This is a genomic window from Clavibacter sp. AC415, assembly GCF_979252985.1.
On record NZ_CEEDAR010000018.1, the window covers coordinates 235,801 to 260,619 of the forward strand.

A 24,819-nucleotide genomic window follows, 5' to 3' on the forward strand; every position below is an offset into this window, starting at 1 on the left:
CGTCGTCATCCGGCCGCGCGGGCCCCGCACCGGGAGGACACTGGACCCATGCAGCTGCACCGCGTCACCACCGGGTCCGGTCCCCGCCACGTCGGCCTGGTGCACGGCCTCGGCGCGGACGGCGCCACCTGGGCGCCCGTCGTCGACCGGCTCGTGGCGACCGGCCGGTTCACCGTCACCGCGATCGACCTCCGCGGGCACGGCCGGAGCGACCGCGCCGGCTCCTACGGCGTCGAGGAGATGGCCGACGACCTCGCGGAGTCCCTGCCCCGGGGGCTCGACGCGGTCGTCGGGCACTCGCTGGGCGGATCCGTGCTGGTGCGCGCCGTCGCCCGCCTCGAGCCCGCGCACGCCGTGTACCTCGATCCCGGGTTCCGCCTCGCGCTGCCGACCGCCGGCATCCGCGGCCGGCTGTTCTGGGCCGCGCCGCTGGTGGGCCTCGCCGCCGCGCAGATCCCGCGCGCCCGGGCGGCCGCCCGCGTGCGCGCCGCGTACCCGGCCGCGGTCCGCGCCTCCCTCGACGCCGCGCAGGGGCGCTTCGACCGGCGGATGGCCGTGGGCGTGTTCCGCGACGTCGCCTTCCACCCGGTCGCCGTCAGCGCGCCGGCCGTGCCGTCGACGATCGTGCTCTCCGACGACGCCCCCGCCGTGCTGCCCGACGCGTACGCGGCCGAGCTGGCCGCCGCGGGGTGGGACGTGCGCCGGCTCCCCGGGATCCACCACGACATGCAGCTCGAGGACCCGGAACGGGTGCTCGCCGCGATCGAGGACGTGCTGTGACCGACGGACCCGACCCGGCCGAGCGGCCCGATCTCGTCGAGCGGCCCGAGCGGCCCGAACCTGCCGCGCAGCCCGAGCGGCCCGAGCCCGCCGAGTCGACCGCGGGATCTCCGCGGCCCGCCCGGCCGGCCGACGCCGAGATCGCCGCCCGGCTCGCCGCCGCGCTGCGCGCGCCCGACCCGTCCGCGCGCCTGCAGGCGGCGCTCACCGCGGGCACCCGGCCGGATCCGGCGCTCGTCGAGGGCCTCGTGCACCGCTGCCGCGTGGAGCCCGACCTCAACGTGCGCGAGATGCTCACGTGGGCGCTGATCCGGCACGACCGGGAGGCCACGATCCCGCAGCTGGTCGCCGAGCTCGCCTCGCCCATCCCGCAGGCGCGCAGCCAGGCGCTGCACACCCTCTCCAAGATCGGGGACCGGCGGGCGCTGCCGGCGATCACCCCCGCGCTGCTGCGCGACGCGGACGAGCACGTGGCGCGCACGGCCTGGCGCACGGCGTCCGGGCTGCTCGACGCCGACCGCGACCCGGCGGGTGCGCGCCTGCTGCTCCGCGAGCTGGCGTCGCAGCTCGGCCGCGGATCCACCGAGATGCAGCACAGCCTGACGCGCGCGTTCGTCGCGGTCGGCCGGGCGTCGCAGCCCGTCGTCGAGCGGTCGCGGCAGGCGGCGGACGCGCGGGTGCGGATCCACGCGCTCGCGACCCTCGCAATGCTCCGCGACCCGGAGCTGCGCTTCGACGACGCGGTCGACGACGCGAGGCGCTCGTCGTTCGGCGCGCACCTGGTACGCCGCCCGGCGGGCGGGCAGCCGGTGGGCGATGCGTCGGCGGGCTCGGGTACTGCGGGCACGGGTCCTGCGGGGACAGGTCCTGCGGGCCCGGACGCCGCGGGCGGCGCCGCCGCCGATGCATCCGCCGACGGCCCTTCCGCCGGCTGACCGCGCTCCCTATCGTGGGCAGCGACGGCCCCGCGCGGCGCAGGGCCGCGAGGACCCGCGTCCGCGCGGCGGACGGAGGCGCACCCGTGGCCGAGATCGTGCTGTTCCACCACGTGCAGGGCGCGACGCCCGGCGTCCACGCGTTCGCGGACGCGCTCCGGGACGGCGGGCACACCGTGCACGTGCCCGACCTCTTCGCCGGCGCGCTGCCGGAGAGCATCGAGGCGGGCCTCGCGCTCATGGCGGGACTGCCCGACGACGTCATGGCCGAGCGCACCGCGCGCGCCCTCGACGGGCTGCCCGCGGAGCTCGTCTACGCGGGCGTGTCCTGGGGCGGATCCATCGCCCAGCGCCTCGCGCAGACCCGGCCCGGCGCCCGCGGCGCGCTCCTCTACGAGTCGTTCGTGTCGCTCACCGCCGAGTGGGCGTTCGGGCCGTGGCCCGCGGGGGTGCCGGTGCAGGTGCACGGCATGGCGCGGGATCCGTTCTTCGCCGGCGAGGGCGACCTCGACGGCGCCCGCGAGCTGGTCGACCTCGTCGGCCCCGAGCTCGCGGAGGTCTTCGTCTACGACGGGGACGCCCACCTGTTCACGGACGCATCCCTGCCGTCGTCGGATCCCGTGGCCACCGCGCTCGTGCTCGAGCGGTCCCTGGAGCTGCTGGTGCGCATCGGCTGAGGGCGCACCGGGCGGCTGCCGACCGGGTCCCCGCGGCGGCGGGATCCGATGCCGACCGTGTCGGGCAGGGGTCAGGCGTCCACGGGCGGGAGCTCGGCGACCGCGACCCGGTCGCCGGCGGCGTCGCGGATCTCGACCGAGGCCGCGTCCGCGCGGAGCACGTCGGCGTTCAGTCGGCAGTCGATGCGCACGGCGGATCCGAGCATCGACCCGGACGCGTGCTCGCCCCCGCGGGCGTCGACGACCACGACCGTGAAGGCGTCGCCCGCGGGGAGCCCGTCGATGGACAGGACGCTCTCGGTGCCCCACGTGTGCGCGACGACGTCGCCCTCGACGTCCACCCCCGCAGGCGCGCCCGCGAACGTCACGTCCTCGACGGCGCCCAGCGTCCCCGCCGGTCCCGTGGCGACGTCGGCGCGCGGCGTCGCGAGGGACGCGCCGCCCACGGCGCCGACCACGAGGCACGCGGCGGCACCGGCGACGAGGAGCAGCGGGCGGCGTCGGGAGCGGGCGGTGCGGTGCGCGGCGAGGTCGTCGCCGGCGGGGCCGTCACCGGGTGCCGCGACCGGGGTCTCCTGCTCGCCGTCGCCCGCGGCGATGCGCTCCACCCGCCGGGCGAGCTCAGCGCTCGGTCGGGCGTCCCGCCATGAGCCGAGCCCGCGGATCGCCGACGGCAGGCCGCCCAGCAGCGCGATCTCCGCGTCGATCGTCGGGTCGGCCGCGCGCCGCGCGTCGAGCTCGGCGGTCTCGGCGGGCGAGAGGTCGTCGGCGAGGGCCGCGGCGATGAGCTCGGCGCGGCGGTCGTCGTTCGCATCGGCGTCCGGGTCGGGGAAGCGGTCGGCGCCCGGGTCGGTGAAGCGGTCGTCGGTCATGGGCGGGGGTCCACTTCGTCGAGATGCGTGCGGAGGGCGCGGAGCGCGTGGAAGACGCGGGTCCGCAGGGTGGCGACTGGCACGCCCGTGGCCGTGGAGAGCTCCTGGTAGCTGAGGCCGGTGAGGTGCACGGCGACGACGGCCTCCCGGTGCGCCTCGCTGAGCCGGGCGAGGCCCTCGACGATGCCGAGCCGGTCGAGCGGATCCGCCTCCTGCGTCGCCGCCTCGGGCGCCTCCTCCTCGGCCACGATCCTGGGGGTGCGGGCCCGGGCGCGGTGCACGTCGAGGATGACCCGCCGCTCGATCGCGAAGAGCCAGGTGCGGGCGCTGCCGCGCGAGCCGTCGAAGGAGTCGCGGGCCCGCCACGCGCGGAGGAACGTCTCCTGCACGCAGTCCTCGGCGAGGCCGCGGTCCTGCAGCGCGTTCACCGCGAAGCCGAGCAGCGCGCCGCCATGCTCCGCGAACGCCTGGCGCACGTCGAGCCCGGGCATGGCTGCGCTCATCGTGCTCCGCTCGGGGGAAGGTGCCGGACGCGTCAGGAGGAGCGCCATCGTGTACCCCCTCAGCCTAGGCGCGCGGGATGCGCGCCCTCGAGAGGGGATACGCGCGGGGAGGGCCGGGCGTTCACCGGCGGGAGAGGAACGACGGCGTCGTCGCGGCCCGGAGCGGGAGCTGGCCGCAGGGGGCCGGGCTGCATGGGCATCGGCTTCGGCATCGGCGCCCGCATCCGCGGCCGCAGTCGCATCCGCAGGAAAGTCCCGCGCCGCCGATGAACGCCGGCCGCCGATCGTGCGTATGCCCTGTCAGGAGCGGCGTCCGTCCGGGGTGCCGCGGTCCACGAAGGGCGCACGCGATGACGCACACGAACCTGATCCGCACCATGACCATCGGAGGCGCCGCCGCGGCCGCCCTCACCCTGCTCGTCGCCACGCCGGCGTCCGCCGAGACGACCGTGCCGACGCCGGACCGCTTCACGAGCGCGTTCACCGTGATGGCGACGCCCGACCAGGTGCTCAACGCCGACGGCGTCGCGACGCCCGGCGAGTCCGGCGCGACGGGCCGCTTCGACCTCCGCCTCGACTCCGCGTCGAACACCATCTGCTACGACATCACGCTCACGGGCGTGACGGGCGAGTACCAGAGCCCCGCGAAGACGGCGACGCACATCCACCAGGCCGCGGTCGGCAAGGCGGGCCCGCCCCGCATCGCCTTCCCGAACCCGACCGACGCCGGGAACGGCACGCGCACGAGCTCCGGCTGCATGCAGGGGCCGTTCACCACCGGGATCATGAGCCCCCAGGGCGCGGACACCGGCGAGGGCTTCACGGTCGCGCAGATCGAGGCCGACCCGTCCGCGTTCGCGGCCGACACGCACACCGCGTCGTTCACGGCCGGCGCCGTGCGCGGCCAGCTCACCCAGGTGCCGGTCGGCGGCGTCGACACGGGCGCGGGCGGATCCGCGACCTCCTCGACCGACGCCCTGCCGCTCGTCGGCGCGGGTGCCGGCGCCGTGGCGCTCGCCGCCGTGGGCGTCGTGCTGATGCGCCGCCGCCGGGCCCAGGAGTCCTGATCGCCGGAGACCGCACCCCGACGGGCGCGCCGCACGCGCGGCGCGCCCGTCTCCCGCGCGTGCTCGCGGGCGCGCTGATCCCGCTGCTCCTCGCGGGATGCGCGGCCGCGGACCCGGGGGACGGAGCCGCCGCCCCGCCGGCTCGCGCGTCCGCGTCGCCGGCGCCCTCGCCGGATCCGGTGCCGCCCACGACGGCGCCGCAGGTCGTGCAGGGCACAGGCGTCGTGCCATCCCGCGTCGCGATCCCCGACATCGACCTCGACCAGCCGCTCATCGACCTGGGGATCGCCGCCGACGGCCGCATGGAGGTGCCCGTCGACTTCGACGACGTCGGCTGGTTCACGGGAGGCGGGCGCCCGGGCGGCCGCGGACCCACGGTGATCGCCGCGCACGTCGACTCGCGCGTCGGCCCGGCCGCCTTCGCCCGGCTGGCGGAGCTCGAGGTGGGCGACGAGGTGCAGGTGGCGGACGTCGACGGCGGCACCACGCGCTACGCCGTCACGGAGGTCGCCGACTTCGCCAAGGCCGACTTCCCGACCGCTCGGGTCTTCGGCGCGCAGCCCACGGACCAGCTGCGGCTCATCACCTGCGGCGGGATCTTCGACCGCAGCGTGGGCCACTACGAGGACAACCGCGTCGTGTTCGCGGAGCCCGTGGGCTGATCCGCGGCCGGCTCAGGCCACGGGCTCCGCGGGGCCGCTCGCCGGGTCCGCGAGGCCCGCGCGCAACCGGGCGGTGCGCTCGCGCACGAGCTCGACCCGCGCCTCGTCGAGCGCGGCCGTGGCGGCCAGCGCCCGGGTGCCGGCGAGGGCGACCCGCACCAGCGCCACGAGCGCGACCGCGGCGAGGGCCACGAGCGCGACGCCGAGGAGCAGGGGGATCGACCAGACGAGGTCGTCGGCGCTCGGCATGAGGATGCTGTCGGTCGTGCCGTCCATCTCGGGGCGCCCGCTCAGACCGCGGGCCCGATGGGAGCGCCCGGCCCGGCGGGATGGCCGCCGGGCGAGCAGGGCCCGGCCGGACCGTCGCCGTCGTCGGCCTGCAGCCGCGCCGTCTGCTCGCGGACGAGCTCCCGCCGCGCCTCCTGCAGCTCCGTCGTGACGACGAGCGCCCGCCGCGCGGTGATCGCGAGGCGGATGAGCACCACGAGCGCGAAGGCGCCGAGGGCCACGAGGGCCAGGATCACGAGGACGTACAGGGCGATGCCGATGCTGGCGCCGGGGGAGGAGATCATGCCGACGACGGTATGCGTCCTGGGGGCGACGTGGGCGGCCGGGTCCTCCGTCGTGGTGCGGCGACGGACCCGGCCTCGGGGGAGGGACCGGGCCCGTCTCGGCCGACCGCGTCTCGGCCGCCGCGGGTGGCAGGGGCCTCGCAGGCGGCGGCCCCCGGAGGCCGCGGCTCAGCCGACCGCGCGCCCGGCGCTCGTGCGCGTCTGCGCCGCGGGATACGACGGCAGGGCGCCCGTCACGCGGACCGACAGGACGTGCCCGCGGTCGGCGCCGGTGATGGCGTACGCGCTCGTGGTCGCACCGGGGATGGGGCGTCCGTCGCGCAGCCAGGCGTAGGACAGCTGCACCGACGCGGGCCGCCACGATCCGGGACGCGCGGTCACCGTCCGGCCGACGGCCGCGATGCCCGAGACGACGGGAGTGCCGGCCACCACCACCGGCTGCGGCACCCGCGGGGTCGGCGCGGAGATCCGCTCCACGGAGGCGTACCCGTCGCGCGCGCCGCGCACGGCGACCGTGATGCGGGCCCCGATCCGGTTCGCGTCGACCAGGAACGTAGGCCCGGTGGCGCCGAGCAGCGCCTTCCCGTCCGCGTACCACTGGTAGGAGAGGCGCACGGGGGCGGGCTGCCACAGGCCTGTGCGCACCGACAGGGTCGCGCCGTAGACGGCCTGGCCGAGGATCGCCGGCGGCGGGGTGGAGGTGAGGGGCCGCGATCCGGGGGCGCTGCCGGTGGTGCCGACGGCCTCGGCGGTCGCCCACAGGTCCGGCACGATGCCGTAGGTGAGCGCGAAGCCGACGGAGGAGTCGTAGCCGCGGTCCACGGTCACGGATCCCACGGCGTCGGTGAAGACGAACTCCCCGCCGCCGTCGAGCTCGTAGAAGATCTGGCTGTCCTCCGGCAGGTTCCCGTTGAGGGCCTCGCGCACGTCCCACCGGAAGGTGACCGTGGTGCCCGCGACGACGACCTCCGGCGTGTACGGGCGCGAGGACCCGGACGAGCGCACGGGCTCGGGAGCGCTGGCGGCGCCCACGACGGGCGCCCCGCCCACCGTCCCGACGATCCGCACGCTGAGGAGGTGCGGCCCGGCCGACGCGGGCGCGACCAGCGGACCGCCGAACCGGGTGACGGGGACGGTGCCCTCGGTGCGCCAGGGCCCCGTCTCGTCGAGCCGGTACTCGTAGCGGAGGCCGGAGGCGTCCTGGATGCCCGTGAGGTCGGGGAGGAGGAAGCCGTCGATGGTGGGCTCCACCTCGGTGCCGTAGCCCGAGGGCTCGAAGTCGGGCGCCGGGATCGCGACGGCCGCCGCAGCTGCCTCGGATCCCGTGGTCGGCGTCGAGGTCGGCGTGCCGAGCGTGCGCGCCGCTGCGGGGGACGCTCCCGAGAACGCGAGCCCCGCCGCGAGGACCAGGCTCACCGCGGCCGTCGGACGGCCTGCTCTCCGTGCCGTGCGGATCATCGTCGGACCGTCCGTTCCCGGGCTCCGTCGCCCGATGAGGCGAATCCTCGTCCCTGCTCCGGTGGCCCGCATCCCCCCGTTCGGGGTGCCGGTCGGCGGGCCGGGCGCCGCGACGCAGACGGGCCCGGATCCCATGGGGGAGCCGGGCCCGTCGCGGGTCGGACGCGGGTCAGCGCACCTTCACGCCCGCGCTCGCGCGCGCCTGGTTGTCGTACGTGTAGATGACGGCGCTCACGATGGCGGTGACCGTGTGGCCGCGGTCCGCCTCCGTCAGCGTGTACGTCCGCGCGGTCGCCCCGGGGATCGCCTTCCCGTCGCGCTTCCACTGGTAGCCGAGCTCCAGCGACGCGGGCTTCCAGATGCCGGGCTGCGCGGTAAGCGTGCGGCCGACGACCGGGTTGCCGGTGATGCGCGGCGTGCCCGCGGTGATGACGGGCTGCGCCACGACCTTCGTCGGACCCGAGGTGCGCACGGCGGCGACGTACCCGTCGCGGGATCCGCGCACGGAGACGGTGAGGCGGTGCCCGATGTCGTAGCCGTCGACCTTCCGGGTCGCCTGCGTCGCCCCGGGGATCCTCTCCGCCGTCGCGGAACCACTGGTACTCGTACGCCGTGGCGGCCGGCCGCCAGGTGCCCGTGCGCACGGAGAGGGTGGACCCGTACTCGACCGTGCCGACGATCGACGGGAGCGGGGTCGACGTGAACGGCCGCGCGCCCGGGGCGTCGGCGGTGATGCCGTCGACGTGGACGTAGCGCCACGCGGTCGGGGTGGGGCCGAAGACCAGGTCGAAGCCGACGCGCTTCCCGTAGCCGGGCGTGACGGTGAGCGATCCGGTGACGTCCACGGGGACGAGCGGCCCGTCGTCGACCTGCGTGAAGACGTCGCTCTCCTCCGCGGTGAAGCCGTTCAGGGCCTCGAGCACGTCCCAGCGGAACGTGACGGACGGTCCGTCCACGACGACCTCCGGCGTGTACTCGAGGGTCCCGCCGACCGCCCGCACCTCGATCGGCGCCGAGGCCGCGCCGACGACGGGCACGCCGTCGACCGTGCCCACGACGCGCATGCTGAGCAGGTGCGTGCCCGCGGAGGCCGGCACGTAGATCTCGTCGTCGCCGCTCACGTAGCCCGAGAAGGACAGCGGGGTCCAGGTGCCCGTGCGGTCCAGCTGGTACTCGTACGTGAGGCCCGAGGGGTCGTCGATGCCGGTCAGGTCGACCGTGGCGAGGCCGTGGAACTTGGATCCCGCGCTGTAGTCGAAGCCGTAGGGCTGCACGACCGGCGCGGGGACGCGGATCGCCGCCGCGGTCGTCGAGCCGGTGGTCCCCGCGACGGGTGCGGGCGCGGTGGCGGCCTGCGCGGGCACGGCGCCCGCGAGCGCGGTGCCGGCCGCGATCACGACGGCCAGGGCGGTGAGCGGGAGACGTCGTCCCCCTGCGGTGCGGATCATGCGGTCCTTCCATCCCGGGGCATCGTCGGCCCCCGGTAGATCGTCCTCCGTGCCCGGTCAGCAGTGCATCCCCCCGTAGGGGTCCTCCCCGAGAGGGGCGTAGCGTGGATCCCGCGCCGGCCGACCCCGCGCCCGCCCGTCACCCCCCCCGCACGACAGGAGCCCCCGCATGACCACCGTCCTCCTCACCGGCTTCGAGCCCTTCGACGGCGACACCAGCAACCCGTCGTGGACGGCCGTGCAGGAGGTGCGGGACCGATGGGACGGCGACGCGGACATCCACGTGCGGCAGCTGCCCGTGGACTTCGCGCGGGTCGACGACGCGCTGCGCACGGCGCTCGCCGAGGTGGACCCCGACGTCGTGGTCGCCGTGGGCCTCGCGGGCGGCATCGAGACGCTCGAGGTGGAGCGCATCGCGATCAACGTCGACGACGCCCGCATCCCCGACAACACCGGATCCCAGCCCATCGACGAGCCCGTGGTCGCGGGCGGCCCCGCCGCCTACTTCAGCACGCTCCCGATCAAGGCGGCCGTCGCCGCGGTGCGCACGAAGGGCATCCCCGCGGTCGTCTCGCAGACCGCCGGCACGTACACCTGCAACCACGTCTTCTACCTGCTCATGCACGAGCTGCGCGAGCGGCCGGCGGTGCGCGGCGGCTTCGTGCACATCCCGTACTCGACGGAGGAGGCGATCGGCACCGACCGTCCCTACCTGCGCATGGAGGAGATCGCGGCAGGCCTCACCGCCGTGGTGCAGGCGACGCTCCGCAACGCGACGGACGTGAAGGCGGGCGGCGGCTCGCTCGACTGAGCCGCGGCCCGGGGAACGGGCCGCACAGCGCTCCGCGGGTCGGCGCGCGTCAGCGTCCGGCCAGCGCCTCCTCGAGGGCGGTCCAGGGGAGGACGGCGCACTTCACCCGTCCCACGTACCTGGCGACCCCGTCGAGCGCCACGGCGTCGCCGAAGGCCTCCGGGTCGAGCTGCAGGGTGCCCCGTCCCCGCATCACGGCGCGGAACTCGGCGATGCGCTCGACGACCTCGGGCACGGGCGCGCCGTCGACGACGCCCACGAGCATGGAGGCCGACGCCTGCGAGATGGCGCAGCCCCGCCCCTCCCAGCGCACCTCGGCGATCCGGTCGTCCTCGACGCGGATCCCGAGGGTCACCTCGTCGCCGCACGTCGGGTTCACCTGGTGCGCCCGCAGCGCCCAGCCGTCGGTGGCGCCGCGGCCCTCCGGCGTGCGCGAGTGGTCGAGGATCAGCTCCTGGTAGAGCCCGCCGGAACCCGCGGCCGCGGTCATCGTGCGGCCCCGAAGAAGGCGGCCGCGTCCTCGACGCCCTGCAGGAACAGGTCGATCTCGGCGTCGGTCGTGTACAGCGATCCGCTCGCCCGGGTGGACGCGGTGAGCCCGAGCCGGCGGTGGAGCGGCTGCGCGCAGTGGTGCCCGACGCGGACGGCGATGCCGCGGTCGTCGAGGATCTGCCCCACGTCGTGCGCGTGGACCCCGTCGAGGTCGAACGCGGCGAGGCCCACCCGGTCCCGGCCGACGCCCGGGCCGATGACCCGCACGCCGCGGATGCCGGAGAGGCCCTGCACGAGGCGCTCGCCGAGGCGGCGGCCGTGCTCCGCGACCCGGTCCATGCCGACCGCCCGGAGGTAGTCGACGGCGGCGCCGAGCGCCACCACCTGGGAGATGCGCTGCGTGCCCGCCTCGAAGCGCTGCGGCGGCGGCAGGAACTCCGCGGACTCCATGGTGACGGTCGTGATCATCGACCCGCCCGTGAGGAACGGCGGCAGCGCCTCGAGCACCGCGCGGCGCCCGTAGAGCACGCCGATGCCCGTCGGCGCGAGCATCTTGTGGCCGCTGAAGACCGCGAGGTCGACGTCGAGCGCCCGCAGGTCGACCGGCAGGTGCGGCACCGACTGGCAGGCGTCGAGCACGACGAGGGCCCCGACGGCGTGCGCCCGCGCCACGACGGCGGCGAGCGGCGCGACGGCCCCGAGCACGTTGGACACGTGGGCGAGGGCCACGACGCGCGTCCGGTCGGTGATCACGTCGTCGAGCGCGTCGAGGCGGAGGGCGCCGTCGTCGTCGACCGGGATGAACCGGAGCCGGGCGCCCGTGCGGCGCGCGAGCTGCTGCCAGGGGATGAGGTTGGAGTGGTGCTCCGACTCGGTGACCACGATCTCGTCCCCGGCCCGCACCCGGATCCCGTCGGGCGCGCTCGCCTCGCCCAGCCCGTGCGCGACGAGGTTGATGCCCTCCGTCGCGTTGGAGGTCCACACGATCTCGCCCGCGTCGACGCCGACGAACCGCGCCACCTTCTCGCGCGCCTCCTCGAACTCCTCCGTCGCGAGCGCCGCGAGGGTGTGCGCGCCGCGGTGGACGGCGGCGTTGCGGTGCTCCAGGTACGCGCGCTCCGCGTCCAGCACGGCGCGCGGCTTCTGCGAGGTCGCGGCGGAGTCGAGGTACACGAGCGGGTGGCCGTTCACCTCGGTTCCGAGCAGGGGGAAGTCGCGGCGGAGGGCGGCGATCTCGTCGTCGGTGAGCCCGGCGGGTCGCGCCGATCCGGCCGTGGGGACGTCGTGCGGTGCGGTGTGCATCCGACCACTCCACCCGCCGCGGGCCTCCGGCGCAACACCGTGACGGCCGCGGCGCGTCGCGGGGCGGCTCGGGCCGGGAGCGCGCCCCGCGTCAGGCCGCGCGCGCGTCCGCCCCGCGCACCCGCGTCATGAGCACGAGGCCCGCGAGGAGCACGATCACGATGCCGACGATCCCGAAGCGCGTGTCGCCGGTGATGGCGACCGCGATGCCGAAGAGGCCGGGCGCGAGGAACGAGACCGCGCGTCCGGTGGTCGTGTAGAGGCCGAACATCTCGCCCTCCCGGCCCGCGGGGGAGATGCGCGCGAGGAACGTGCGGCTCGACGACTGCACCGGTCCCACGAACAGGCAGAGGAACAGGCCCGTGGCCCAGAAGCCGGCCTTCGCGTCGCCGACGGCGAGCACCGCGGATCCGCCGACCACCAGGCACGCGAGCGAGACCAGGATCACCGGCTTCGCTCCGAAGCGGTCGTCGAACCATCCGGCCGCGAACGTGCCGATGCCGGCGACGACGTTGGCGGCCACGCCGAACAGCAGCACCTCGGTGGTGGTGAAGCCGAAGACCTGGGCGGCGATGATGGCCCCGAACGTGAACACGGCGGCCAGGCCGTCGCGGAACACGGCGCTCGCGAGGAGGAAGACGAGCACGCGCGGCGACTCCCGGTACAGCTGGGCGATGCGCCGGAACAGCACGCAGTACGACTCGACGACCCCCTGCCGCGCCCGCCCGGGCGCCGACGGGATCTCGGGCACGCCCACCAGCACCGGGATCGAGAACACGGCGCACCAGATCGCGGCCACCAGGATCGCGATGCGCACGTCGAGCGCCCCGCCCTCGGCTCCCGACGGCAGGCCGAGGAGGCCGGACGCGCCGGGCGTCCCGAAGTCGAAGAGGAACAGGCCGAGCAGCAGCGCCAGCAGCACGATGCCGCCCACGTAGCCCATGCCCCAGCCGAGGCCGGATACCCGGCCGACCGTGCGCGGGGTGCTCACCTGCACGAGCATCGCGTTGTAGTTCACGCTCGCGAACTCGAAGAAGACGTTGCCGGTGGCGAGCAGCGCGGCGCCGAGCCACAGGTACGAGGGCACGGGCTCCACGAGCACCATGCCGAGCATGGCGAGCACGACGATGCCCGTGTTCACGCCGAGCCAGAGGCGGCGCCGACCGGATCCGTCGGACCGCTGCCCGAGCACGGGCGCGAGCAGCGCGATGAGGAGGCCCGCGATGGTGAGCGCGAGCGAGATGACGCCGGAGGTGTCGGCCTTCGCGGCGACGAGCGCGGGGTTCCGGTCGTCGTCGCCCGCGGCCGCGACGATCGCGGGATCCACGAACAGGCTGCTGGCGAGGTAGGTGCTGAAGACGAAGGTGGTGACGACCGCGTTGAAGGCGGCGGATCCCCAGTCCCACAGCGCCCAGGCGGCGACCCGTCGGCGGGGTGGGACGGTCTCGTCGGGCGCGTGCTCGCCCGCGGGCGCGGTGGTGCTCATGCTCGCAACCTAGTCGGTGGACGTGTCGCGCCCGGGGCGGGCGGCCTAGCCTGGCCGGATGGACGGACCCCTCGCCGGCGGCAACATGAACCGCGTGGAGCGCGAGGGCGGTACCGTCCTCCGCGACGCCGGCCCCTGGACCGCCACGGTGCACCGCTACCTGCGGCACCTGGCGCTCGCGGGCGTCGTCGGGATCCCCGAGCCCCTCGGTGTGGAGGACGGCCGCGAGCGGCTGACCTTCCTCGAGGGCGACGTGCCCGTGTACCCGCTGCCCGCCTGGGTCTGGACCGACGACGTGCTCGAGCAGGCCGGCCGCCGCCTCCGCGAGCTGCACGACGCGAGCGTCGGGTTCGCGCTCGACGGCGCAGTCTGGCAGTCGCCGACGAAGGTGCCCGCGGAGGTCATCTGCCACAACGACTTCGCGCCGCACAACCTGGTGTTCGCCGACGGCCGCCTGACGGGCGTGATCGACGTCGACATGTGCTCGCCCGGGCCGCGCCTCTGGGACCTCGCGTACCTGGCCACGCGGGCCGTGCCGCTGTCGGGGTCGGCGCAGGACGGCGCCCCGGGCATGGACGACGCGCGCCGCCGCGTGGCCCTGCTGCTCGGCGCGTACGGGTCCGACGCGTCCTTCGCCGACGTCCTTCGCATCGCGATCCTGCGCCTCCACGACCTCGCCGCGATCTCGATCGCCAAGGCCGACGAGCTCGGGAAGCCGCACCTGCGCGACGATGCCGCGTACTACTCGGCGGACGCCGCGTACCTCCGCGGGATCCTCGACGCCGAGCCCGAGCGGGCGCGCTAGCCCGCCCCCCGCCGGGCCGCGCCGCCCGCCGCGCTGCCGCCGTCAGCCGCGCTGCCGCCCTCAGCCGCGCGGCAGCCGCCCCGCGACCTCCCGCAGCACGTCGCGGTCCTCGTAGGCCAGCTCCATGCGGACGGCCTCGTCCACCGGGAACCACGCGACCCGCTGCCCCTCGGTGAGCCGGATGTCCTCCGCCGCCACGTCGAGCCGCGCGGTGAACGTGTGCTCCACGCCGTAGGAGCGCGTCCGGCTCATCAGGTGCACGACGTCCGCGGCCGGGATGCGCGCCCCGAGCTCCTCCTCGACCTCCCGCACGATGCACGTGAGCGGCGTCTCGGGCGCCTCGAGCATCCCGCCGGGCAGCGCCCACATGCCGGGGAAGGGGATGGCGGGGATGTCGTCCCGCAGCTGCAGCAGGATGCGCCCGGCCGCGTCGACGAGCACCACCTGGCACCCTTCGGGCAGGGCGGCCGCGGGGTCCGTCGTGCTCACGCGCGCGCGGATCCGGCCGCGTCCGGCCCATCCAGCGTGTGCGCGGTCATGGCGATCGCGGCGCGCGCGATGTCCTCCGCCGTCTCCTCCGTGCCGAGCGCCGGCGAGGCGTGCAGCGCGGCGGCGGCCGCGGCGCGGTAGTCGTCGGTCATCCGCTCCAGCGTCGCGCGGCCGGCGTCGGTCAGCTCGAGGAAGACGCTGCGGCGGTCCCGCGGGTTCGGCACGCGGTCGAGGTGCCCGGCGCCGACCAGCCGGTCGATCACGGCGGTCACGGCGCCCGTGCCCATGGAGATCTCGGAGGCCAGGAGCTTCGGGGTCATGCGGCCGAGGTCGCCGACGACGCTGATCACGGTCAGGTCGGTCACGTTCACGCCGATGTCCTGGGCGATGCGGGTGCGCAGGTGGCGCTGCGCGGTCTCGACCATGTGCAGCGCGTTCGCCAGGGACTCCACGGCCGTCGAGTCCACGGCCGTGGACTCGTCGGGGCGGGAGGCGGTTCTCTCCGGGGTCATCGTCGGGCGTCCCTGTGTCGGGGGATCCGGCGGGATCCCGAGGCGGTCCAGCGACTGTAACGCGGGCTCGGGGCCCCCTGACCCCCCTCGTCGCGCGATGGCCCCCGCAGTGGGGGGATTGCACTATTCCCGAGTAGCTGTACATTCGAGTTACTTGCAAAGCGAGTCACCGATCTTCTCCTCGGGGGCTCTCACAGCCCCCTTCCATCCCGATCCAGGAGCCAGAACATGTCGCACCACATCGCCCCCGCCGCCAAGACCCGCCGCGTCCGCTTCGCCCCCCTCGCCATCGCGACGGGCGTCGCCGCAGCAGTCCTCCTCTCCGTGTCGATGTCCGGCACGCTCTCGGGCTTCGTCGCCTCGATCACCAACAGCAACAACACCGCCGCCTCCGGCACGCTCGTCATGCAGGAGTCGCAGACCGGCGCCAACGGCACCCCCACCGTGACCTGCCTCAGCACGAGCGCCACGGGCGGCGTCGACTCCAACGCCGCGACCTGCTCCACCATCAACAAGTTCGGCGGCTCGACCACGATGATCCCCGGCCAGACGGTCACCAGCGTCGTGAACATCAAGAACGTCGGCACCTCGAACGCCGCGACCTTCACGCTCACCCCGGCCGCCGCGTGCCTGCAGACGAAGAACGGCGCCGTCAACGGCTCCGCCACCGACTTCTGCTCCAAGCTGAACGTCGTCATCACCTCGGGCGGCACCAACGTCTTCTCCGGCACCGCGGCGACCCTCGCCGGCTCGCCCGCCAAGACCCTGACCGCCCTCGCCGCCGGCGCCAGCAGCGACTTCACCTTCGCCGTCACGCTCGACGCCTCCGCCGGCAACACGTACCAGGGCCTCGGCGCCTCGCTGCCCCTCACCTGGACCTTCGCCAGCTAGTCACCGCACGACCCCGCACGACCCCGCGGGGCCGCCACCGGCGGCCCCGCTCCATCCATCCGTCAGCCCCTGACACGGGAGGTGCACCATGACCGACATCCAGGACCGCGCGAGCACCACAGCGCTCCGCGACCTCGAGCTCGACCTCGGGCTGGACATCGTCACGGAGGACGCGCACCTCGACCCGACCGCCTCCGTCCTCCCCGCGCGCGGCGCGACCCGACGCGCCGCGCGCGCCTCCCGCTCCTTCCGCCGCCGCACGATCGCGATGTGGGCGGCCACCGTCCTCCTCACCGCCCTCGTCGCCGCGACGCTCCTGTTCCAGGCGTCCGGCGGCCGCTGGTTCGTCGTCCAGACCCCGTCGATGGGCACCACGGCCCCCGTCGGCACGCTGCTGCTCACCACCCCCGTCCTCCTCGAGGACGTCCAGGTCGGCGACGTCGTGTCCTTCCACCCCTCCACCACCCCGGACGAGACCTACACGCACCGCGTCATCGCCGTCGACGCCGACGGCCTCACCACCCAGGGCGACATCAACGGCGCCGTCGACCCGTGGAAGACCGACCAGACCCACCTCATCGGCGAGGCCACCACGATCCTCCCCGGCCTCGGCTGGCTCGCGAAGGGCCTGCCCCTGTTCCTCGCCGGCCTCGTGATCGTCATGATCCTCACCCGCCTCATCTCCTCCCCCACGCACCGCGCCTCCATGCGCATGCTCGGCACGTCCCTCGTCGCGACGCTCGTCGTGTTCGTCCTGCGCCCCTTCGTCGCCCTCGTCGTCCTCGACGCCGTCACCCGCGGCGACGACGTGCAGGCCAGCATCGTCAACACCGGCCTCCTCCCCATCCGCGTCGCCGTCGAGGGGGGCACGAGCACCACCCTCGTCTCCGGCCAGGTCGGCGAGGTCACCGCCCCCGTCGGCGAGACCGGCCAGTTCCACGACATCGCCACCACCCTCGACCTGCCGCTCTGGGGCTGGATCCTCTTCTACGGCCTCTGCGCCGTCCCCCTCCTCTACACGCTCATCGTCGGCCTCCCCGCCGAGCGCGAGGAGCGGGTGCTCGCCGTCGCGGTCGTCGACCCCGAGGCCGTCGCGGAGGACGCCGCCGCTGCGGACGCCGCGGACGACGCCGCCGCCCTCGAGGCGCTGGCCCTCGCCGCCGGGACCGGGCAGACTGTCCCCACGGACGTCTCGGGGGAGCACGACCGCCTCGAGACCGCGTCCTCCGTGGCCACCGGGCGATGAGCGAGGGGGATCGCATGGGACTCGCCGACCGCGTCCGCCGCCGCATCGCCGCGGTCCGCCCCGCCGGCCGCCGCCGCCCGCGCGCCGCCGTGGTCGCCGCATCCGCCGCCGCCGCAGTCCTCGGGGCCGTGCTGCTGCTCGCCCCCGGCACGAACGGCGCGTACACCGCGTCGATCCGCAACGACAACAACAGCGCCGCGTCGTCCGCCGCGTACTTCACCTGCTCGAGCGCCTTCGCGGCCGACAGGGCCAACGCCCTGTTCGCCTACCCGCTCAACGAGGCGAGCGGATCCCGTCAGGCCTCCGACACCGCATCCGGCGCCTACCCGGGCACGTACCGGCCCCTGCCCCTGCTGACCACCCAGCCGACCACCATGGTCAGCGACACCTCCACCGCCGCCGGACGGGCCTGCCCGCGCGACGCCGGCGGCGCCTACGTCCTCGACGGGAACGACTTCGTCACGAACTCGCTGCAGGCCACCGCCCCCGCGACGTTCAGCACCGAGGTGTGGTTCAAGACCACGGTCCGCGGCGGGAAGCTCATCGGCTTCGGCAACTCGGCGACCGGGTCGTCCTCGGCCTACGACCGCCACACCTACGTGTCGACCACGGGCCAGCTCGTCTTCGGCACCTACAACAACGGCAACTACCAGACGCTGACGAGCCCGGCCGTGGTCGCCGACGGCGCCTGGCACCACATGGTCTCCACCATGTCGCCGACCGGGGGCATGACGCTCTACGTCGACGGCGTCCGGGTGGCCGGCAACACGGCCTTCACCGCGCCGGAGGCCAACGCCGGCTACTGGCGGATCGGCTACGACAACACGTCGGGCTGGCCGAACGCCGGCAGCAACTACTTCGTCGGCAGCATGCGCTTCGCCGCCGTCTACAAGACCGCCCTCACCCCCGCGCAGGTCCAGGCCCACTACGTCGCCGGTCGCTGACCGGGCGGCGGGGCGGTGCCCCGGCATCGCGGCGTCGCAGCCCCCGTCACGGCTCCCGTCGCGGCTCGGCGGCGAGCCGCGGTGGTGCGCGCCGATCAGCTCGCGGGCACCACGTCCCAGTGCTCGCGGATGAGGCCGTCGTCCACGCGGAAGACGTCGGCGGCCGGGAACGGGTCCCCCGCCTGCGCGCCGACGGCCTGCGAGAAGGTCCAGACCAGGTCGCCGTCCGCGAGCGAGATGACGGACTCCTGCGCCGGGAAGCGCGCGCCGCCGCTGAACAGCTGCTCGAGCGCCGCGGTGCCGTTCGGCGCGACCGGGTTGTGCTGCAGGTACGCGGGATCGAAGGAGCGGTCGAGGACGCTCACGTCCCGATCCCGGAAGAGCGCGTCGTAGGCGCCGACGGCGAGGAGGCGGTGCGCCTCCTCCTGCTCCTCGGTCGGGCGGGGAGCGTCCGGCGCGCCCGCGTAGAGGTCGCTGAACATCGTGTTCACGTTGCCGCTCGCGGGCGTCCCCTGCGGGATCGCCTGGTCGAACGACCAGCGCTCGACGACCTTCCCGTCCGCGAGGCGGAAGAGGTCGATCGCGGCCTCGCCCGTCCGCTCGTCGGCGGGATCGGAGGCGACCTGCCAGTGGACGGCCACGAGGTCGCCGTCGGCGGCGGTGCGCTTGACGACGGCCTGGGCGCCGGGGACGCGACGGTGCGCGGCGGCGAACTCGGCGAGGAGCCCCTCCGGCCCCGCCTCGGCGCCCGCCCCGTGCGCGACGGCGTCGGGGGAGACGGCGGCGCGGGCCGCCGCCTGCGCCTCCGCGGAGCCCGGATCCGGGAACGCGGTCGCGAGCAGCGTGGCGATCACGTCCGCGTCGCGCGCCTCCGCGGCGGAGTCGCCGCGGTCGGCCGTGGTGCCGCCGTCCCCCGCCGTCCCGGGCGTGGTGGTGGCGACGGCGGAGGTCGCGTCGGGGGTGGAGCCGGGGGCGGCGGAGGTCGATCCCGCGGCGGAGCAGCCGGCGAGCACGACGACCCCGGCCAGGGCGGCGGCACCGCGAGCGATCAGGGGGGCGGGGTTTCGTTGAACTCTCATGCACCCACCGTGGGGCGTGCGGCTGGGAAGGTCCGATGTGGATGGATCGCACGCTCATCAGCGGTTCCTGGTATGGCCGCCTCCTCGGGCCGATCTGTCGCCGATGGGATCCGCCGCGCCGCCCGCCCATCGCGGCCTCCGTTCCGAAGGCCATGCACCGGGTCCGAGTCACCCGGCAGGGGCCCCCTCGCCGCGCATGCGAGGGGGCTTCCCTGTGCCCGCGGCGGCCCGCGTCGGCCGACGTCGGTCCGGAGGCCGCGCCGCGCTGCCCCGGCTCGCAGCGCACGGCTCGCAGCGCGCAGCGCGCAGCGCGCAGCTCGCCGCTCGCCGGACGCCGGGCGCACGACGAACCGCCCGGCGTCGAGGGCCGGGCGGTTCGCGGGGTGCTGTCCCGGTGTGTGCCGGGTGGGGTGCTACTTGGTGTTGACGGTGATCTTCGCGATGCCGACGACGAGCTCGTCGGTGACGGCGTCGGTGCCGAAGGTGCTGTTCAGCAGGGCGGCGGCGTCGGGGCTGACCTTGACGGTGGTGCCCTCGAGGACGGCGTTGTCGCCCTCCATCTGGAGCGGGTTCAGGGTCGTGCCGTCGAGGTTGAAGATGTAGACGTCGTTCATGACCTCGCCGTCGCCGACCTGGACCGAGCCGGTGAGGCGGCTGGTGCCGGGGTCGATGACGAAGTCGGTGAGCTTCACGACGGTGTCGCCGGCGGTGAGGCTGATGCCGGAGCCGTCGTGGTCGATCTCGCCCTGGACGTAGGGGCGGTAGTCCATCTCGGGGTCGTAGTAGTCCACGTTGCCGCCGGTGATGGGGAACGCGAGGACGCCGGTGGCGCCGTCGAGGGTGGCGGTGCCGATGACGCCGGGGGTCAGGCCCAGGGTCGTGAGGGCGCCGGTGAAGCCGGAGTCGAGGGTGACCTGGGTGTCGACGCCGGTCAGGGTCGGGATCGACGCGAGCGGCGTGGGGTCGGCCTCGGTCGTCGCGGACGCGGACGGCGCGGCGGAGCTGGAGGACGAGGGGGTCTCGGCGGGGGTCGAGCAGGCCGCGAGGCCGACGACGAGGAAGCCCGCGGTGGCGAGGCCGAAGACCGACTTGGTGAGGTTGCGCATGATGGATCCTTTGCTGTCTGGGCGACCGACGTGGTCGCCGGGTGGAGTCGCAAGGTCCTTCGGCGCCCCTCCCCGGAAGGTTGGGTCCCGTGATGTTTCCGTGACCTGAGGGGATCTCCCCGCCCGTCAGCGCTGCTCGCCCGGGCGCTGGTTCCCGAGGACCTGGAGGGTCACGGACCCCGACAGCCCCTGCGCGGTCGGGGGTGCGGACTCGGGCAGGCGCAGCGTGAGGCGGAGGTGGTCGCGGACGCCCGGGGTCCGGGCGGGCGACCCGGTCAGGAGCACGCGCCCCTGCGCGGGACGGTCGGCCACCACGGCCGTGACCGTGCCCGAGCAGATGGCCGTACCCGGAGCGCCGGTCCACGGGACGGAGCACCGGTCGAGCGCGAGCTGCAGGCCGTCGGAGGTGCTGCCGAGCGCGGATCCGCCGATCTCCAGGCCCAGCTCCGAGGCGGCCACGGACCCGGTGTTCGTGAGGTCCACGATCCGCACGGCCTGGCCTCCCGGGCGGAGGCCCGTGATCGGCACCGTCGTCTGGTCGGTGCCGGCGGCGCCCCAGTCGAGCGTGACGGCGCCTGCGGAGATCCGGGTCACGGCCTCGTCGCGGTCGACCAGGACGGCGTAGGCGGCGCCGCCGCCGAGGAGCGCGGCGAGCAGGGCGGCCCCCGCCGCGAGGCCCAGTCGACGGCGTGCGGGACCGCGAGAGCCGGCGACGGCATGGCGGCCGCTCACGACCGGCCCTCCGCGGTGCGCGGCGGACGGCGCCAGACGGCCACGAGCGCCCACGCGGTGACGAGGGCACCGGCGGCGCCGAAGGCGAGGCTGCGCGCGTCCGGATGGCTGAGCCACACCCCGGGCCAGCCGAGGTACGGGACGACCGCGGTGCGGCGCTGGACCTCGTCGTCGCTGACCGTGACGATCCACGGGTCCGGCGACGGGTTGTTGTCTCCCTGCGTCTCCATCACCAGCAGGTCGGGGGTCCAGCCGTCGATGCGGTCGGCGGACTCGGGCCCGTACACGGTGATCACACGGTGGATGACGCGGATGGCGGGACCGACGGGCGCCGTGAACACGACGACGTCGCCCACGGCGACGTCCTCGCGCGCCACGGGCTGGGTGACCGCGAGCGATCCCACGGGCACGCCCGGGGCCATCGAGTTCGAGAGCACGGGCACGAAGCGCGCGGTGCCGGTGAGCGTCAGCAGCAGGACCGCGACGACGACGAGGGCGAGGACGACGCTGACGACACCCCCGAGCGCGGTGAGCGCGGGGCGAGGGGACCGCGACGCCGACGCGCGCGGGGTGCCGTGGCGCCCATCTCCGGGGCCGGGACGTCGGCCGGGGCATGGGCGTCCACGACGTGCGGGTGCCGGCTCACGAGGCGGCCTCGGACGGGATCGCGGACGCGGCATCCGCGTCCCGTCGACGACGCCGGGACGCGATCAGGAGGATCGCGCCGGCGGCGAGCGTGAGGAGGCCGCCGGAGAGTGCGGAGGCGATGTCGCGTCCGGTGACGGGCAGCGGGCCGCGGCGGGGGTCGTCGTCCGCTGCGGCCGGCAGGGCGCCGTCGTCGGGCGCGTCGGTCGCGCCTCCCGGGACCTCGCCGCCGCCTGGCTGCGTGCCGGGGTCGTCGGGGTCCGGATCGACGGGACCGGGATCGACGGGACCGGGATCGACGGGGTCAGGTCCCGGCCCTGCCGAGGCGAGCAGGGAGAACGTGACGCGGAGCGATGCGGCCGTGCCCTCGGCGCCGTTCCCAGCCGATGCGGGGAACGACACGGTCACGCCGACGCTCGTGCTGTCGCCCGCGGCCAGCGGGATGCTCGTGCCCAGGCGGCCGAGGGTCGCCGCGGGACCGGTGCCGAGCCTCACGGCGGGACCGCGGCAGCTGAGCGGCTGGTCGGCGACGGACTCGTATCCGGCGTCGCACCGCACCACGTCGAGCTGGAGGCCGTCGCGCGGATCGCCCACGAGGGCGCCGTCCCCGCCGGCGTCGAGGTCGACGAGCACCGGCGAGCCGGAGGCGGAGGCGTTGGTGACCTCGGCGGCCCACACCACGGAGTCGCCGGGCGCGAGGTCGCGGAGGCGCGACGCGGGGCCGGGGACCTCGCGGACCACGAGGGCGCGCTCGTCGGTGGAGGCCCCGTCCACGAGCGGTGCGGAGAAGGGAGCGGAGGATGCGGCGGTCGCGGGGGCGGCGGCGAGCAGCGTCAGGCAGAGCGCGGCAAGGGCGGCCGTGCCGGTGCGTGCGTGCATGAGGGGGCTTCCGGGTCGTCTGCGCGGGGGAGAGGGGGAGCTCCGCGCGCGGGTCGTGCGGTCGAGCGGGGCGCCGACGCCATCGGCGCCCCGCTCGGGGGACGGTCGGGTGCCGGCGCGTGCCGGACCCGACCGTCGGATCAGCGCTGCAGGCCGTCGCGCTGGATGGCCGACGCCGTGTACGTGATCGTCGCGGACGCGTTCTCGTAGTCGTTGTCCGCTGCGGTGGGGAGCACGAGGCGCATCAGCGTGCTGAGGGCGACGTCCTCCGAGTCGGACGGAAGGTCCCGTCCGCCGTGGGGACCACGCCGAAGGCCGCGGGAGCCAGCGTCACGGCACCGGCGGCGCCGGTGAGGGCGGAGAGCTTCCCGGTGCTCGTGACGACCTCGGCGCCGTCGCACGTGTACGGCCCGCGGTCCGCGGCGGCCGCGGTGGTCCACGTCCCGCCCGAGCAGGTGACGAGCTCGTAGGTGAGGCCCTCGGCGCCGGCGACGAGCGACTCGCCGCCGCCCGGCAGCGTCGTGTCGTCGGTGCCGGGCACGTCGTCCGTCACCGCCACGCCGAACGTCACCGCGGAGACGAGGTCGCCGTCGTTGGTGGTGTCCGGGAGCTCGAGGACGATGGGGCGCTCGACGGTGTCGCCGGGAGCGATGTCCGACACCGTGTAGTCGCCGGTGGCGACGATGTCGAGCTGGCCCGCGTCGACGGCGAGCGACGCGGTGTCCGAGTCCGTGAAGACGGCGAACGCGCCGGCCGTGGCGAGGGCGCCGACGGTCAGGATCGCGCCCGTGGCGATGATCTTGCGCCAGGGTGCGGGGCGCTTCTCCGGGTGCGGTGGTGCTCATGGTGCTGTTCCCTTCGATGGTGGTGCTGATGAGGTGGTGCAGGTGCGTGGTGGTGCGGGGTCGTGCGGCGTCGTCGCCCGGAGGGGCGGGACGCGCATCCGGGTGACCGGATGCGGGGGTCTGCGGGGGCCGGCGCGGCGGCGGGTCGGCCGCGCGCGGGCGGGGGGTCGCGGTCATCAGCAGCCCCTCGCGTCGACGGCTGCGGGCTGGGTGACGGCGGCTGTGGCGGCGCTGGCGACGCCCGTCCACCGGTGCAGGTCGGGTCGGACCCGCCACTGGTAGGAGCGGGACTCGCCCACGCGGTCGTCGACGAAGCCGATGGCCTCGGCGCCGAGGCGGGCGACCTCCATCCACGCGCCAGGCGTGGCGCCGGCGACGCGGCGCTCCACCAGGAACGCGGTCGCTCCCGGCGTCGCGGCCCATGCGAGCGCGGTGCTCGGCCGGCCGGCGACGCAGCTCGGCGTGGCGGTGCCGATCGTCGTGGTGCTGGTCCAGCTGCCGGTGCCCGCCGCCTGCGTCGCCGTGTCGCGGTGGTGGAACCCGCGCGGGGCGAGGGGGGCAGGGTCGACGAAGACGGTGATCGTGGAGGAGACGACGATGCCGGTGCCCGGGGCCGACGGCCGGTCGGTCGCCGAGTAGGGGATCACGATGGTGCCCGTCCATCCGTCCGCGGCCGGCGTGTAGGTGCATGCCGTCGCCGCGCACGAGAAGGTGCCGCGCAGGCCCGACGGCGGGGTCGCCCCCGTCACGGCCAGCGCGTCGCCGTCGGGGTCGGTGTCGTTGAGGGTCGGATCCACGGACACGGCGGGCCCGCCGGTCGTCGCCACGATGCGGTCCGGGCGTGCCACGGCGGCCCGGTTCAGCGGCGTCACCGTGACGGTCACGCGCACGTTCCAGGTGCCGACGGAGCTCGACAGCGAGTAGTCGAAGACGTCGGTGCCGGTGAAGAAGTCGGCCGAGCGGTACGTGCAGCGCCCGCGCTCGGTGCCGGTCGCGACGCAGGTGACGCTGCCCGAGACGGGACTGGCCGGGACGGGTCCAGAGGCGCCGCCGACGAGGGTCGGCGTCGCGGACTGCTGGGCGCGGCTGAGGGTCGCGCCGGTCGCCGCGCGTCCGTCGTTGGCCAGCACGTCGATCACGACGGGCACGCCCTGGGCGGTGGTGGCGGCGTCGGGCAGCGGGTCCGGCACGGCGGTGACGGTCGCGGTCGCGGTCTGCGTGATCGTGGCGCCCGCCGATGTCGTGGCCCGCACGGTCGCGAGTGTGGACGATGGAGCCGGCCTGCACGTCCGCCGCGGTCGCCGCGTAGGTGGAGGTGGCCGTCACGACCTGGCCGGGTGCGAGCGTGCCGGCGGTCCCGGGCCAGGTGTAGACGGGCGCCGAGACGCCCGGGCGGGGATCCGAGACGCTGACGCCCGTGAGGGTCGTCGTGCCCGTGTTGGTGGCGCGGAACGTGTACGTGATCGGGCTGCCCGCGGCGGGCACGTTCGCGACGGACGCGGTCTTGGTGAGGGCGATCGTGGCGGTGCGCGCCAGGGAGACGTTCCGCGTGGCCTGTCCGGACGCCACGATGCCCGCGGG

General features: G+C 75.5%; 28 protein-coding genes and 2 pseudogenes. 10 read left to right on the forward strand and 20 right to left on the reverse strand.

Features of this window, described 5'->3' with window-relative positions:
* The first annotated feature begins 48 nt into the window (after window positions 1-48).
* The 3 genes from ACZ411_RS12175 to ACZ411_RS12185 all read left to right on the forward strand — a co-directional run bounded on the left by ACZ411_RS12175 (window position 49) and on the right by ACZ411_RS12185 (window position 2,392).
* Window positions 49-780, forward strand: a complete 732-nt coding sequence (locus ACZ411_RS12175; protein WP_094114671.1) for an alpha/beta fold hydrolase — start codon at window positions 49-51, stop codon at window positions 778-780.
* Window positions 777-1,715 carry a HEAT repeat domain-containing protein gene (locus ACZ411_RS12180; protein ID WP_464170917.1) on the forward strand — a complete coding sequence of 313 codons (939 nt, stop codon included), beginning with the start codon at window positions 777-779 and terminating at the stop codon, window positions 1,713-1,715. Before ACZ411_RS12175 ends, ACZ411_RS12180 begins: the two co-directional genes overlap by 4 nt.
* Before the next feature lie 86 nt (window positions 1,716-1,801).
* Window positions 1,802-2,392 carry a dienelactone hydrolase family protein gene (locus ACZ411_RS12185; protein WP_464170919.1) on the forward strand — a complete coding sequence of 197 codons (591 nt, stop codon included), beginning with the start codon at window positions 1,802-1,804 and terminating at the stop codon, window positions 2,390-2,392.
* A gap of 71 nt (window positions 2,393-2,463) precedes the next feature.
* Here ACZ411_RS12185 and ACZ411_RS12190 read toward each other — a convergent pair whose 3' ends face one another.
* Both ACZ411_RS12190 and ACZ411_RS12195 read right to left on the reverse strand, forming a co-directional pair.
* Window positions 2,464-3,264: a hypothetical protein gene (locus tag ACZ411_RS12190; RefSeq protein ID WP_464170921.1), complete on the reverse strand. Its 801-nt coding sequence runs from the start codon at window positions 3,262-3,264 to the stop codon at window positions 2,464-2,466.
* Complete coding sequence (locus ACZ411_RS12195; RefSeq protein ID WP_464170923.1) at window positions 3,261-3,767, reverse strand: sigma-70 family RNA polymerase sigma factor; 507 nt, start codon at window positions 3,765-3,767, stop codon at window positions 3,261-3,263. Before ACZ411_RS12195 ends, ACZ411_RS12190 begins: the two co-directional genes overlap by 4 nt.
* 350 nt (window positions 3,768-4,117) lie before the next feature.
* On the opposite strand from ACZ411_RS12195, the gene ACZ411_RS12200 reads away from it, so the two are divergent.
* Both ACZ411_RS12200 and ACZ411_RS12205 read left to right on the forward strand, forming a co-directional pair.
* Window positions 4,118-4,834, forward strand: coding sequence for a CHRD domain-containing protein (locus ACZ411_RS12200; protein WP_464170925.1), 717 nt, complete (start codon window positions 4,118-4,120; stop codon window positions 4,832-4,834).
* A gap of 224 nt (window positions 4,835-5,058) precedes the next feature.
* Window positions 5,059-5,496 carry a class F sortase gene (locus tag ACZ411_RS12205; RefSeq protein WP_464170927.1) on the forward strand — a complete coding sequence of 146 codons (438 nt, stop codon included), beginning with the start codon at window positions 5,059-5,061 and terminating at the stop codon, window positions 5,494-5,496.
* 12 nt (window positions 5,497-5,508) lie between these two features.
* Here the strand turns inward: ACZ411_RS12205 and ACZ411_RS12210 are convergent, their stop codons facing one another.
* The 4 genes from ACZ411_RS12210 to ACZ411_RS12225 form a co-directional block, all read right to left on the reverse strand.
* Entirely contained in the window at window positions 5,509-5,772 is a 264-nt protein-coding gene (locus tag ACZ411_RS12210; protein ID WP_464170929.1) for a hypothetical protein, read from the reverse strand.
* Between the two features lie 14 nt (window positions 5,773-5,786).
* Complete coding sequence (locus ACZ411_RS12215) at window positions 5,787-6,068, reverse strand: hypothetical protein (RefSeq protein WP_464170931.1); 282 nt, start codon at window positions 6,066-6,068, stop codon at window positions 5,787-5,789.
* Window positions 6,069-6,236: 168 nt separating this feature from the next.
* The gene (locus ACZ411_RS12220) at window positions 6,237-7,526 is read right to left on the reverse strand and encodes a hypothetical protein (RefSeq protein WP_464170933.1); all 1,290 of its coding nucleotides are present in this window, start codon (window positions 7,524-7,526) and stop codon (window positions 6,237-6,239) included.
* The gene (locus ACZ411_RS12225; RefSeq protein WP_464170935.1) at window positions 7,523-8,974 is read right to left on the reverse strand and encodes a hypothetical protein; all 1,452 of its coding nucleotides are present in this window, start codon (window positions 8,972-8,974) and stop codon (window positions 7,523-7,525) included. Before ACZ411_RS12225 ends, ACZ411_RS12220 begins: the two co-directional genes overlap by 4 nt.
* 169 nt (window positions 8,975-9,143) lie before the next feature.
* Between ACZ411_RS12225 and pcp the strand changes: the two genes are divergently transcribed.
* Window positions 9,144-9,785: a pyroglutamyl-peptidase I gene (gene pcp / locus ACZ411_RS12230; RefSeq protein ID WP_104291160.1), complete on the forward strand. Its 642-nt coding sequence runs from the start codon at window positions 9,144-9,146 to the stop codon at window positions 9,783-9,785.
* A gap of 49 nt (window positions 9,786-9,834) precedes the next feature.
* Here pcp and sufU read toward each other — a convergent pair whose 3' ends face one another.
* From sufU to ACZ411_RS12245, 3 genes are all read right to left on the reverse strand, one after another.
* Complete coding sequence (gene sufU / locus ACZ411_RS12235) at window positions 9,835-10,275, reverse strand: Fe-S cluster assembly sulfur transfer protein SufU (protein ID WP_104291159.1); 441 nt, start codon at window positions 10,273-10,275, stop codon at window positions 9,835-9,837.
* The gene (locus ACZ411_RS12240) at window positions 10,272-11,579 is read right to left on the reverse strand and encodes a SufS family cysteine desulfurase (RefSeq protein ID WP_464170939.1); all 1,308 of its coding nucleotides are present in this window, start codon (window positions 11,577-11,579) and stop codon (window positions 10,272-10,274) included. The genes sufU and ACZ411_RS12240 overlap by 4 nt, the downstream gene beginning before the upstream one ends.
* A gap of 91 nt (window positions 11,580-11,670) precedes the next feature.
* Window positions 11,671-13,065: an MFS transporter gene (locus ACZ411_RS12245; protein WP_464170941.1), complete on the reverse strand. Its 1,395-nt coding sequence runs from the start codon at window positions 13,063-13,065 to the stop codon at window positions 11,671-11,673.
* A 58-nt stretch (window positions 13,066-13,123) separates the two neighbouring features.
* Here ACZ411_RS12245 and ACZ411_RS12250 point away from each other — a divergent pair, with 58 nt between their 5' ends.
* A complete protein-coding gene (locus ACZ411_RS12250) occupies window positions 13,124-13,870 on the forward strand; it encodes a phosphotransferase (protein WP_464170943.1) in 747 nt (248 codons plus the stop codon).
* Window positions 13,871-13,930: 60 nt separating this feature from the next.
* On the opposite strand, the gene ACZ411_RS12255 is transcribed toward ACZ411_RS12250, so the two are convergent.
* Window positions 13,931-14,359 carry an NUDIX hydrolase gene (locus tag ACZ411_RS12255; protein ID WP_464170945.1) on the reverse strand — a complete coding sequence of 143 codons (429 nt, stop codon included), beginning with the start codon at window positions 14,357-14,359 and terminating at the stop codon, window positions 13,931-13,933.
* The gene (locus ACZ411_RS12260; RefSeq protein WP_464170947.1) at window positions 14,356-14,871 is read right to left on the reverse strand and encodes a MarR family transcriptional regulator; all 516 of its coding nucleotides are present in this window, start codon (window positions 14,869-14,871) and stop codon (window positions 14,356-14,358) included. The genes ACZ411_RS12255 and ACZ411_RS12260 overlap by 4 nt, the downstream gene beginning before the upstream one ends.
* 228 nt (window positions 14,872-15,099) lie before the next feature.
* On the opposite strand from ACZ411_RS12260, the gene ACZ411_RS12265 reads away from it, so the two are divergent.
* From ACZ411_RS12265 to ACZ411_RS12275, 3 genes are all read left to right on the forward strand, one after another.
* A complete protein-coding gene (locus tag ACZ411_RS12265; RefSeq protein WP_104291155.1) occupies window positions 15,100-15,762 on the forward strand; it encodes a hypothetical protein in 663 nt (220 codons plus the stop codon).
* A gap of 88 nt (window positions 15,763-15,850) precedes the next feature.
* The gene (locus tag ACZ411_RS12270) at window positions 15,851-17,008 is read left to right on the forward strand and encodes a S26 family signal peptidase (protein ID WP_464170950.1); all 1,158 of its coding nucleotides are present in this window, start codon (window positions 15,851-15,853) and stop codon (window positions 17,006-17,008) included.
* A gap of 14 nt (window positions 17,009-17,022) precedes the next feature.
* Window positions 17,023-17,952, forward strand: a complete 930-nt coding sequence (locus ACZ411_RS12275) for a LamG domain-containing protein (protein ID WP_464170952.1) — start codon at window positions 17,023-17,025, stop codon at window positions 17,950-17,952.
* A 95-nt stretch (window positions 17,953-18,047) separates the two neighbouring features.
* On the opposite strand, the gene ACZ411_RS12280 is transcribed toward ACZ411_RS12275, so the two are convergent.
* The 9 genes and pseudogenes from ACZ411_RS12280 to ACZ411_RS12320 all read right to left on the reverse strand — a co-directional run.
* The gene (locus ACZ411_RS12280; protein WP_464170954.1) at window positions 18,048-19,031 is read right to left on the reverse strand and encodes a nuclear transport factor 2 family protein; all 984 of its coding nucleotides are present in this window, start codon (window positions 19,029-19,031) and stop codon (window positions 18,048-18,050) included.
* Window positions 19,032-19,444: 413 nt separating this feature from the next.
* Complete coding sequence (locus ACZ411_RS12285; RefSeq protein ID WP_104291470.1) at window positions 19,445-20,137, reverse strand: hypothetical protein; 693 nt, start codon at window positions 20,135-20,137, stop codon at window positions 19,445-19,447.
* 126 nt (window positions 20,138-20,263) lie between these two features.
* Entirely contained in the window at window positions 20,264-20,869 is a 606-nt protein-coding gene (locus ACZ411_RS12290; protein WP_464170956.1) for a TasA family protein, read from the reverse strand.
* Window positions 20,866-21,549, reverse strand: coding sequence for a signal peptidase I (locus tag ACZ411_RS12295; protein ID WP_464170958.1), 684 nt, complete (start codon window positions 21,547-21,549; stop codon window positions 20,866-20,868). Before ACZ411_RS12295 ends, ACZ411_RS12290 begins: the two co-directional genes overlap by 4 nt.
* Window positions 21,512-22,393, reverse strand: a complete 882-nt coding sequence (locus tag ACZ411_RS12300) for a sortase (protein ID WP_464170960.1) — start codon at window positions 22,391-22,393, stop codon at window positions 21,512-21,514. Before ACZ411_RS12300 ends, ACZ411_RS12295 begins: the two co-directional genes overlap by 38 nt.
* A 244-nt stretch (window positions 22,394-22,637) precedes the next feature.
* Window positions 22,638-23,054: a hypothetical protein gene (locus tag ACZ411_RS12305; protein WP_464170962.1), complete on the reverse strand. Its 417-nt coding sequence runs from the start codon at window positions 23,052-23,054 to the stop codon at window positions 22,638-22,640.
* A gap of 9 nt (window positions 23,055-23,063) precedes the next feature.
* A pseudogene (locus ACZ411_RS12310) lies at window positions 23,064-23,192 on the reverse strand (TasA family protein); the annotation flags it as partial.
* Between the two features lie 222 nt (window positions 23,193-23,414).
* Window positions 23,415-24,491, reverse strand: a complete 1,077-nt coding sequence (locus ACZ411_RS12315; protein ID WP_464170964.1) for an Ig-like domain-containing protein — start codon at window positions 24,489-24,491, stop codon at window positions 23,415-23,417.
* A 46-nt stretch (window positions 24,492-24,537) separates the two neighbouring features.
* Window positions 24,538-24,807: pseudogene (locus ACZ411_RS12320) on the reverse strand (DUF7507 domain-containing protein); the annotation flags it as partial.
* Between the last annotated feature and the right edge of the window lie 12 nt (window positions 24,808-24,819).